The organism is Nocardioides sp. P5_E3, assembly GCF_054049275.1.
Window position 1 is genome coordinate 38469 of sequence record NZ_JBFUMR010000035.1, and the last position, 9839, is coordinate 48307.

The 9839-nt window shown below is 68.4% G+C and carries 9 protein-coding genes; 2 read left to right on the forward strand and 7 right to left on the reverse strand.

Annotated elements, in window-relative coordinates:
- Window positions 1-7 precede the first annotated feature (7 nt).
- The 3 genes from ACXJKB_RS19325 to ACXJKB_RS19335 form a co-directional block, all read right to left on the reverse strand.
- Entirely contained in the window at window positions 8-943 is a 936-nt protein-coding gene (locus ACXJKB_RS19325) for a hypothetical protein (protein WP_457191253.1), read from the reverse strand.
- 165 nt (window positions 944-1108) lie between these two features.
- On the reverse strand, window positions 1109-2506 hold the full coding sequence (locus ACXJKB_RS19330; RefSeq protein WP_457191255.1) for a polysaccharide biosynthesis tyrosine autokinase: 1398 nt from the start codon (window positions 2504-2506) through the stop codon (window positions 1109-1111).
- A gap of 253 nt (window positions 2507-2759) precedes the next feature.
- Window positions 2760-2909 (reverse strand): hypothetical protein, encoded by a 150-nt coding sequence (locus ACXJKB_RS19335; protein ID WP_457191257.1) that lies wholly within the window; start codon window positions 2907-2909, stop codon window positions 2760-2762.
- 13 nt (window positions 2910-2922) lie between these two features.
- Here ACXJKB_RS19335 and ACXJKB_RS19340 point away from each other — a divergent pair, with 13 nt between their 5' ends.
- Window positions 2923-3324: a hypothetical protein gene (locus ACXJKB_RS19340; protein ID WP_457191259.1), complete on the forward strand. Its 402-nt coding sequence runs from the start codon at window positions 2923-2925 to the stop codon at window positions 3322-3324.
- Between the two features lie 75 nt (window positions 3325-3399).
- On the opposite strand, the gene ACXJKB_RS19345 is transcribed toward ACXJKB_RS19340, so the two are convergent.
- The 4 genes from ACXJKB_RS19345 to ACXJKB_RS19360 all read right to left on the reverse strand — a co-directional run bounded on the left by ACXJKB_RS19345 (window position 3400) and on the right by ACXJKB_RS19360 (window position 7830).
- Window positions 3400-3678 (reverse strand): hypothetical protein, encoded by a 279-nt coding sequence (locus ACXJKB_RS19345; RefSeq protein ID WP_457191261.1) that lies wholly within the window; start codon window positions 3676-3678, stop codon window positions 3400-3402.
- Window positions 3675-4445: a hypothetical protein gene (locus ACXJKB_RS19350; protein ID WP_457191263.1), complete on the reverse strand. Its 771-nt coding sequence runs from the start codon at window positions 4443-4445 to the stop codon at window positions 3675-3677. Before ACXJKB_RS19350 ends, ACXJKB_RS19345 begins: the two co-directional genes overlap by 4 nt.
- Window positions 4446-4914: 469 nt before the next feature.
- Window positions 4915-6273, reverse strand: a complete 1359-nt coding sequence (locus tag ACXJKB_RS19355) for a helix-turn-helix domain-containing protein (protein ID WP_457191265.1) — start codon at window positions 6271-6273, stop codon at window positions 4915-4917.
- A 93-nt stretch (window positions 6274-6366) separates the two neighbouring features.
- The gene (locus tag ACXJKB_RS19360) at window positions 6367-7830 is read right to left on the reverse strand and encodes a nucleotidyltransferase family protein (RefSeq protein WP_457191267.1); all 1464 of its coding nucleotides are present in this window, start codon (window positions 7828-7830) and stop codon (window positions 6367-6369) included.
- 301 nt (window positions 7831-8131) lie between these two features.
- Here ACXJKB_RS19360 and ACXJKB_RS19365 point away from each other — a divergent pair.
- Window positions 8132-9839: polysaccharide biosynthesis protein (locus ACXJKB_RS19365; RefSeq protein WP_457191269.1), on the forward strand; the 1708-nt coding region annotated here is incomplete at its 3' end.

The following is a 9839-nucleotide window of genomic DNA, read 5'->3' on the forward strand; positions in this document are numbered from 1 at the left end:
CTGCCGCTCAGGAAGTGATGACACGCCCGCGGGAGAATCGCGCCGCTGCGTCGCCCTCCGCGGAGAAGTAGAACGACGCGGTCATTCCGACCAGCTCGGTCGGCATGCCTGCCATGTCGACCCAGAACTCGTAATAGGCGCCGCCCGCGGCATCGGGTGCGGGGCCGCGATCGGGGTTGCCTCCGGGCGGACCAGTCCTGGATGTGTGGTGCGACTGCGTGGTGGTGAACCGGTAGAGCCAGTTTCCGGGTTCGTCCTCGACGTGGGTGCGGGTCCATCCGCCATGCACGGAGTCGGTTCCAGGCTTGGCCGCGCCGGCGATTTTGGGCAGTGAGACGACGAGGACGATGCGCCCGATCACCCCGGGGTACCTGTGGTGCGCGGCGATGCTGTCCGAGAAGAGGCGCTGGAGGCTGGCGCTCGGGTTGGGGTCGTAGTTGAGCGGGTCATGGGACATGTCGTACGCCGTGACGGCGGTCGTGGTGGACTCCGACTGCCGGCCGTCCGCGCTCGCGGTGGCGGAGATGGTGAAGGCCGTTCCTTGGAAGCCGCGCCACGGCAGCTCCGTCCGCGAACCGAGGTCGAGCGTCGCCTGGAAGTGCGACGTGGCGCTGGTGAACACCAGGGTGTGGCTCGCCGAAGGTCCAGCGCTGGACGCGCTGGTAGCGGTCGCCGACTCGACGCTGTCGAACCCGCCGTCCGGCACGGTGACGGTGAGCTGGTAGCTCGTGTCGAAGCCCATGACGGTCGCCGAGATGAGGACCTGCTCCGGCCGGTCGGGGGCGTACGACGCGACGAAGTCGGTCACGCTGAGCTGGCCCGAGGCGCTGGCGAAGGCCGGTGCGGTCGTCGCGACGGTGACCGCGGGGATAGACCACACGGCTCCCCGGACGGCAGCCCGCCTGCTGAGCACGGTCGACCCCATGCGTGCCTGATCGGACACGGTGTACCCCCACGTTTCGACGAAACCAGCGCCCCCACGGGCTGGTTCGGCGAGCGTAGGTCGACTTCAGCCCGTTGCAGTCGGGCTGCACGGAACGTGCGGCAAACCTTGATCTGGCCGCCGAGCGGTCTGGTCCGCTGGTGCAGACCTTCGACCTTCCCGGGGTCAGCGTCGGGTCTTGCGCCATCCGCTGGTGCCTTCGACGTAGTCGTCGGTGCCGTAGCCGTAGTGGCCATAGTTGCCGGCGCCGACGGTCCGCTTCGAGACCCGGTTGAGGATGATGCCGAGCGGACGGGCGTTGACCGTGCGCAGGTGGCCCAGGGCGTTGTCGAGCTCCGTGTCGAGGGTCCGGCCGGCCGAGACCACGATGAAGGCACCGTCGGCGGCGTGGGCGACGACGGCGGCGTCGGTCACCGGCAGCAGGGGAGGGGCGTCGATGATCAGCATCCCCTTGGCGGTCAGGTCGTCGATCACGCCGCGCATGGCCTGCGACCCCAGGATCTCGCTGGGGTTGGGCGGTCGCGCGCCCGAGGTGAGCACGCTGAGCCCCTCGATGGTCGGGTGCGACTGCAGGGCGTCGGCAAGCTCGATGCGACCGGCCAGCACGTCGGTGAGGCCCACGGTGTCGTCGACCCCGGCCGCGGACGCGACGGTCGGTCGCCGCAGGTCGGCGTCGACGAGGGTCACGGCCTGGCCGGAGCCGGCGATGGCGGCCGCCAGGTTGGCCGCGACGGTGGACTTGCCGTCGCCCTGCTTGGGGCTGGTGACCACGATCGCGCGTGGCGGGTTGTCGACGTCCATGTAGGACAGGTTGGTGCGCAGGCGGCGTACGCCCTCCGCCGCGAGCGCGGCGTTGCCGGTGCTGGTCCCGACGAAGATGCCACCGGCCTTGCCGATGTCAGGCACCGAGCCCACGACCGGCACACCGGTGTCGCGCTCGACGTCCTCGGCTGAGCGGATGCGGCGGTCGAGCAGGCTGCGGACGACGGCGTAGCCGAGGCCGAGCAGGGCGCCGAGCACGGCGCCGAGGAGCACGTTGCGCTCGACCTGCGGGGACACCGGGCTCGTCGGGAGCTGTGCCGACTCCGACACCTCGATGCGCATGCCCTGGTTGCCGCTGGACTTGCCCGCCTCGATGCTCTTGACCCGCTCCGCGAGCGCGCCCACCCAGGCGTCGGCGAGCTGCTGCGCCTCCTCGGGCGTGCCGGCGCGTGCGGTGATCGAGATGACGACGGTGTCGGGCGTCTGGGCTGCGTCGATGCTGCCGACCAGGCCCTCGGGCGAGGTGTCCAGCCCGAGGTCGTCGATGACGAGCGACGCGGTCTCACGGTCCTTCGCCAGCACGACGTACGACGCCGCGCGCGACTTGGACAGCGAGTCGTTGAGGCTGTCGAGGCCCGGGTCGCCACCGCCACCGGAGGTGACGAAGCCCGACGAGCTGGCGGCATAGACCTTGGGCTGGATGCTGCTCCACCCGAAGGCGGCCAGCGCGGCCACCAGGATGAACGCCGTCACGGCGATCCAGTGGTTGCGCAAGATGCGCAGGTAGTCGGCGAGCTCCACCGGATCCCCTTTACTTTCGGACGTCTCGAGAAGCGTAGGTGCCTGTGGAAGAGACGTCCGGCGAATGGGGTGGTCCGTGGGGAAGTACAACATTCATCGAGGAAACCCTCATTCGGGTAAAACGCGGCGGACCCCCGGATTTCGATGTATAGCCTTCCGATCACCCGGACGGCACGAGTCGATCGGTAGTGGTCGGGGGCGACCACTCACAACTTCAAGGTGGGGGCACCACAATGAGCGATCAGCTCACCAGTCAGTCACGCTCGAACGAGAGCGGCATCACCCGTCGGACCGCGCTGCGTGGGGCAGCGTGGTCCGCATCGGCGGTCACGGTCGTCGTGGCGACGCCGAACATCGCCGCGGCCACGCCCGGAACGGCGGTCACCCCGTCGGTCAGCGTCACGACGACGACTCCCGTGAAGTACGGCGAGAGCGTCAAGTACGTGGCTTGGGACATCATCGTGACGTGCAACAACATGGACCTCAAGGGCCTTGAGCTGCACCTCACCTACAACCAGACGGGCGGCGGCAAGGATGCGAAGCTGTCTGCGGCGGAGGTGGCTTGCTTCTCGCCCGCCGCGAGCTGGAGCAGCACCGTCACCAAGGACACGATGGTGGCCACGGTCTCCGCGAGCTACGCCGGCCCGGACATCGCCCGTGGGGTGCCCGCCAACATCCATGTTCGTCTCCAAGGCACGGACAACTCCAAGGGTCAGGTCGGAGCGACGGTGATGGCCCGCGACTCGCAGGACAACCTGGTGGCCATCTCAACCCTCGACCCGAGGAATTGGGACGCCGGCAGCCAGCACACGCACTGACGGAGCAGCCGTCATCGCGCCCTCGGCGCAGATCTCCATCGCTTGTCGGACGGGGGATCTGGGCCGAGGGCGCTTTCACGTTCCGTCGACGTGGTCGACCAGGACTCCGCACGCTGTCAGCTCGCCCACCTGGGCGCGGGTGATCACGTCGGCTGCCTCGACCCCTTCCGGCGGCCCGAAGGCGGCCACGAGGTGATCGATGACAGCGGCGAGGGGCACGAGGGCGCCGTCGGGTACCGCTTCGAGTATCGCGGTCGCCATGGGCGACAGCACGAGAACGTGCTCGTCCACCATGACGACGCTGCGATCGTCCTCGACGTAACGATCGATCAGCGCGCCACGACTGAGGATCACGACGACGCCGCCAGGAGCCGGGCGATCACCGGCTCCAGGTCCGCGGACTCGCGGTAGCGGACGCGCCGGGCGCCACCGACGAGATGGATCAGCTCCGCCAACCGGTGGAGCGGCCGCTCGAGGCTGGGCAGGTAGGACGACTGCGGAGCGATGGCTGCGATGGCGTCAACGGTGGCCAGCGACTCCACGAGCGGCTCCCCCTCATGGTGGCGGTCGCGTTCGATGACGAGCAGGGCGCCCAGGCGGCACTCCTGCTCCGTCATGAGCAGCCCGAGCGCCGAGGGCGCGATCTGCTTCTTGAGGTGCCCGCCGTCGATGATCGACAAGGGCTTGAGGTAGGGCAGCACTATTCCATCGCGAGTGATCGCCGCCGTTTCGTCGGTGACATAGGCCAGCGACTTGCCGAGGGTCACCGAGGCGGTTGTCTTGCCGGTGCCCGACGCGGCCACGAGCACTGCTGTGCGACCCGTCCGCGGATCCGCGAGGGCGGCGGCGTGCAGCATCACGAGCTGGCCTGCGCGCGCACCGATCGCGGTCGTGGTCACCGCGGGGGACAGGTGGTGCAAGGCACTGTCGACATCGGACCCGGTTGCCTCTACCGCGGGCGTGGTCGTGCTGGTGGTCGGGTCGGCGTCCATGAGGGCGTCACGCCACGCCTCCAGCACCGGAGCGCGCATCTCGTCAGTGGCGCATATCGGCACGGCCACACCGAAGGCGTCGACGTGCCCCACGAGTCGGGCGTTGGTGTGCCGGGTGGTGCTGACCATGGCCGCCACCCTAAGCGGGCCAGTCCGCACCGGCAGGGGGAAAGACGAAATGGGCCCCCCGCGTGGGGTGCGGGGGGCTCCGGGCGCTCCGTGGGGTGAAGCGCATTTTCTTGGCTCGACGTGGGGGCACGTGGCGAGCGTGACAATTCGGCGGGGGCGTTTGCCAACTTGTCTTTGACTCAGTTTGCCAGACACGGCGCGTCCGCGCAGCATTTTTGACACAATCGCGGCGAGCGGACGATTTCCCCGGTATCGCTCGGTCAGCCCACACTCACAAGGAGTCACCCCATGAAGACCATCGCTCGCCTCGTCGTCGCCGCCACCGCCCTCGTCAGCATCGCCGGCATGGCCGCTCCGGCCACCGCGGCCCCCAGGGACGCCCAGCAGCGCAACGTGTGGTGCTGCTGATCCAGTACGGACTTCACAGGTCGTCTCGACCCGTCGCGTGCGGCCCCGAGGCCACATCACCTCACACGTGTACGGACGTGGCGACCGTTGAACGGGTGCGAAGACCTGTTGAGGCCGCTGCGCGGCGGTACGCGTCGCGGGCGGCCTCGACCAGGTCGACGCTCTCGAGCAGGGCGGCCAGGTCGAACCAGGATTGTGCCGCAGCCTTGTCGGCTCCGATCGCCGAGAGCTTCAACACTGCCTGCTGGTAGTAATCGGCTGCGTCGTCCATCCGGCCTTCCGCCGCGCACGTCCGGCCGGCCAGGGTCAAAGCTTCCGCCTCCGCGAGGGGTGCGTGCCCGCTGGATGTGACCTCGACCTCGCCGATCAGGTGGCGCGCCTGCTCGAGCTCGCCCGAGAGATAAGCGGCGCGAGCCAGGCCGAGTAGCGTCCAGGCTCGATCGGTGGGAGAAGCGCTGCTCCACTCCATCTCGGACACAGCCTGCGTCAGGTTCTGGCGGGCCTCTTCGACGGCGGGCGGGTCGAGCTCGAGCTGGAGTCGGCCCACCTCGGTCCGCAACCGTGCCAGGTTGCGAGCATCCTGGCCTTCGCCGAGGAGAGCGAGTGCCCTCTCGGCGAGGGGCACGGCAGCAGCGATGTCGCCCCTGTTCGCCTGCATCACGCTGGCGTTCCAGTAGGCCGAGGCGCGAGCGCGCGGCGAATCAAGGGTCTCCGCCTCGGAGATGGCCTTGCTGCAGAGTCTGACGGCGTGCGCGGTGTCGCCTCGCTCGAAGTAGGCAGCTGCGACCGTGACGGCCAGCTGCACTGCTTCGTCGCTGGCGTCCATCCCCGCGGCCCGTAGCTGCGAGAGCACCTCCTCGCCGCAGGTGATCGCGCGACCGAGGTCCCCTGTCTCTCGGTGGATGCGGCTGATGGCAATTCCGGCTTTGATGCGGGTCAGCCCGCTCACCGCGTGGTCCGCGAGCAGCTCTTCCAGCTCGATGATCGCGTCGTCCTCGCGGCCGCTCGCCTCGAGCGATCGAGCGTGGAGAAGCTGTGCGCGCTCACGCATTGCCGCTCCCATGGGACCGTCGAGGCGGCTCAGTGCCGTCTCCAGGTGGTGCTCGGCCTCGCCCGGATCTCCAGACTCAAGGGCGAGCTCGGCGTAGTCGAGTGCCAGTCGGACCTCGTCGGGGTCCTGCTGGGGGTCGGCGGCAAGGAGGGAGTCGATGGTCACGTCGAGCCGGGCTGCGAGGACGGTCAGCGCCTTTACGGTGGGTCGGCGAGCGCCCGTCTCGAGCCGGGAGAGGTAGGCGACGGACAGCGTGTCCCCGACCACGTCGCCCTGGGTCAGCCCGCGCGAGACTCGGATCGAGCGCAGCCGTCGGCCCAATTCGTGCTGGTCGGCCTGAGCGAGGAGTTCAGCCTGGCGAGCATCCATTCCGCCATTGTGGCCGCTTGCACCCGTCCAGTTGTTGAATTCTGGCAAAAAGATGCGCCTGCCATGGCAACGAATTCTTGACCCAGCATGAGATCAGCGGAGATCTCGCTGCCGTTCACGTAGCCGATGGCGCACTTCGGAGGCGCGCAGCATAAGAGCTTTCGGCGCTGCGACAGCCGCGTGGGGTGAGCTGTCAGCGGCGAGAGACCAGGGCGGGAAGGCGCTCGTGGACAGCCGTCGGGCGAACTCCCGAGGATGAGCATTGGCGTGCCAGAGCGGCCGCAGCATCTGCAGCGTGCCCAACCCTGGTGTCCAGTCCTGAGGAGCACTTCGCTCGGGAGAGAGCTGTCCGCGGCGGGCGTGGGCCATGACCGGCCGAGCGGCAAGGGCGGCATCGCGGACGACGGCCGGAGCTGAGTCGGGGACGCCGAAGAGCCGGGCCGCGATGCCGACCGTGAGCAACTGGTCGCCGGCCAGGGGCCGATCCGCGGCCGACCAGGTGGCGCGGTCCGCGACGAGTCGGTGCACGTCCGCCAGGCCTCTCAGCCACCTCCAGTGGTCCTTTGCGCTGTGGCTGGCTGAATGCGCAAGAGCGTCGTACGGACTGAAGGTGTGCGCCCCCCGCCCCGCGATGCTGACGTACGCGCGGCGCGCCCACAGGCCGTCGAAGTCGGGGAACGCCGCGCGGGACGGCACCGGGTGCCAGTGCAGGTCGACAGACGTTCGACCTCGCGCGAGCGCCATCTCGTACTCCGTGCGGATGAACTGTCGCCATCCCCAGGATGGCCCTGGGGCGGGGTAGACGTAGTCGGTTCGCCAGCCGGCGCCGGTGAGCGACCGGTAGGCGCGGGCCAGGTCGCTCGGGGAGACCAGCAGGTCGATGTCGCCGTATCCACGGGCGGCGGCGTCACCCCAGGCTTGCGCGGCGAGTGCCTGTCCCTTGAAGACCAACGCGCGCACACCCGCGTCCGCCAGCGTCTCGAGCACCAGGTGCAGGTCGCGTCCCACCTCCGCGCTGGCTGCTGCGAGCCCCGCATGGAGCGCGGACAGCCGGGCAGCGAGCGAGCCCGACACGGTCGACAAGTCGAGGTGCGAGGCCAGCTGGGAGACGACTCGCTGTCGCTGGGCGGCTGCCAGGAACGCCGAATCACTCACGCCGGAGGGGAGCGTCCACCCGACTCGATCGGGAGCCAGCAGCGATCGGAGCGCGTCCGCAACGGCATCGAGCGCTCTATCAGCTTGCGTGTCATCGTCCGACGTTGCCGACATTCCGTCCCCGGCTGTCTCGTCCACAGCGACGAGGACGCGGTGGGCGACCAGGTCGATGACCTGACGTCGGACCACCGGCTCCGCGTCGGCGGGCGGCTCGGGCGCCCCATGCGCGTCGACAACCGCCGCCACCAGGTCTGCGACGTCGATGACGGCGCCTGAAGGCACCGACCGAAGGATCGTGGTGGCAATTGGGGACAACACAAGTACCTGCTCTTCCACCATGACCACCGATCGGTCGCCCTCCTCGTAGAGGTCACGAATGGGTGCTCTGGTGACGTTCCTCATGCGCGAGTCAGGCGTCGTGAAAGCGGGACGTTGCAGTGGTGGTGAGCCGGCCCCGGGTGCATCGGAGCAGTTTAGAGGGATCGATTCCACCCGTGAGGGTGTAATCGGGTGAGTAGACCAACGTGAATGAAGCGTCAAGAACTTTTTGACGTAGAGTCCTGTTCGCCAGTTGACGAGAAGCCCCACCGTGAAGCAAAGACCGTGTGAGACTTTTCGAGCGATCTGTCGTTGAGCAGTTCGCCCCGTTATCACCGTCTGTCTTCGTGGGGGAGTCATGACTCGAGTTGAGCTTCAATCCAGCGTGCGCACACGCCGGACCGTGGTGCTGTTGTCCTTCGATGCGGCGGCGCTCGCGCTCGCCTATCTGATCAGCCTGCTCCTGCGCTACGGGAGCGACCTGACCGAGCAGGTGTGGATGGCTGCTGCTGGCGTCGCCGTCGTGGCCATCGCGCTCCAGTGGGGGGTCGGCCTGGTCAGTCAGGTCTACCTCGGGAGGGTAGGCGTTGCCACCATCGAGGAGACCATGGGACTCGGGCTGGTGACCCTTGTCGCCGGGACGATGGTCTCCTTGGTCAACGCGATGGTCGATCCCCACTGGGTCGCCCGCAGCGTGCCGGTGTCGGCGACCTTCCTCGGCTTCTTCCTCATGCTGACGGTCCGAGCGTTGTGGCGACACCTGACCGATCAGTTCACCCTTGCTGGGGGCGACAATGCCCGTCGCGCGCTCATCGTCGGCGCGGGGTACAGCGGTAACCGCCTCGCTCGCTCGATGCTCAGCCGCCCGGAGGCCGGCATGGTCCCTGTGGGGTTCCTCGACGACGACCAGTGGAAGCGCCAGCGTCGGCACTACGGGATCCCGGTGCTCGGCACCTTGAGCGAGCTCCCGCAGGTCGTCGCCAGGACGGGAGCCGAGGTCGTCGTCGTCGCCATCCCCCGAGCGGACAAGGCGATGATCGCTCCGCTGGTCGACGCAGCCCGCGAGGCGGGTGTAGCCCTCAAGGTGCTGCCGTCCTTTGCCGAGTCGTTCTCCACGAAGGCCGACGTGCGGGACGTGCGTGACGTGAACCTCACCGACATCCTCGGACGCGCCGCGATCGAGACGGACGTCGCGAGCATCGCCGGGTACGTCACAGGCAAGCGCGTTCTCGTGACGGGCGCAGGTGGCTCCATCGGCTCCGAGCTGTGCCGACAGATCAACAAGTTCGGCCCGTCCGAGCTCATCATGCTCGACCGCGACGAGTCGGCCCTGCACTCCGTGCAGCTCTCGATCCACGGTCGCGCACTCCTGGACAGCCAGGACGTCGTGCTGAACGACATCCGCGACGAGGCCGCGCTCCGGCTGATCTTCCAGGAACGTCGGCCGGAGGTGGTCTTCCACGCCGCCGCGTTGAAGCACCTGCCCATGCTCGAGCAGTACCCGCACGAAGCGATGAAGACAAACGTCCTCGGCACGGCCAACGTCCTCAAGGCCTCGGCCGAGGTCGGCGTGACCACCTTCGTCAACATCTCCACCGACAAGGCGGCAGATCCCAAGAGTGTCCTGGGCTACAGCAAGCGGGTCGCTGAGCGGCTGACCGCCGCGACGGCTCGTGAGGCCGACGGGGCCTACATCAGCGTCCGCTTCGGCAACGTCCTCGGTTCCCGTGGCTCGGTGCTCCACACCTTCACCGCCCAGATCGCTGCGGGCGGGCCGGTGACGGTGGTGCACCCCGAGATCACTCGGTACTTCATGACCGTCGAGGAGGCCGTCCAGCTCGTGATCCAGGCTGGCGCCATCGGCGAGGACGGCGAGGTGATGATCCTCGACATGGGTCAGCCGGTGAAGATCGACGACGTGGCCAAGCAGCTCATCGAGCTCTCGGGCAAGACCATCGAGATCGTCTACACCGGCTTGCGTGAAGGCGAAAAGCTCCACGAGCAGCTCTTCGGGGGCGCCGAGAGCGACGAACGATCGAGGCACCCTTTGGTCTCGCACGCTCACGTGAGCCCCTTGTCGGCCAATGTCGTGC

Coding starts and splice junctions, on each gene's coding strand:
- ACXJKB_RS19350 (WP_457191263.1), bottom strand. CDS start 4,445: ATGGTCAGCACCACCCGGCACACCAACGCCCGACTCGTGGGGCACGTC.
- ACXJKB_RS19355 (WP_457191265.1), bottom strand. CDS start 6,273: ATGGATGCTCGCCAGGCTGAACTCCTCGCTCAGGCCGACCAGCACGAA.
- ACXJKB_RS19360 (WP_457191267.1), bottom strand. CDS start 7,830: ATGAGGAACGTCACCAGAGCACCCATTCGTGACCTCTACGAGGAGGGC.